Origin of the sequence: Paraburkholderia sp. SIMBA_054, from assembly GCF_046534875.1 — a bacterium.
GTDB lineage: Bacteria > Pseudomonadota > Gammaproteobacteria > Burkholderiales > Burkholderiaceae > Paraburkholderia > Paraburkholderia hospita.
The window spans coordinates 1-257 of sequence record NZ_JAWRXV010001152.1; the positions used below are offsets into that span (position 1 = coordinate 1).

1 protein-coding gene is annotated in these 257 nt (G+C 56.8%); it reads right to left on the bottom strand.

Annotated elements, in window-relative coordinates; translation table 11 throughout:
• The coding region (locus tag SB822_RS58770) for an iron chelate uptake ABC transporter family permease subunit (protein ID WP_410859331.1) at positions 1-257 on the bottom strand (257 nt) is incomplete at both ends.

A 257-nucleotide genomic window follows, 5' to 3' on the forward strand; every position in this document is an offset into this window, starting at 1 on the left:
TTGTTCCAACACCTGCAAGAGCAAGAAGGATCGCGCGGCTTGACGAGACTTTGAGGCCAACAGCGCGCGCTGTCACATCGCCCAACGGAAAGAGGTCGAGTGGGCGCCTGAAAAGAAGAGCCGCAAGCAGAACGATAATCGCGCAGATGCAAACCAAGGTCGCGTCATTCCAGCCGATATTGCCCATGGAACCGGAAAACCAGTTCAGGAGGCCAGCTACACGCGGATTGCCGCTGGCAAGAAGCAGGATCATCAGC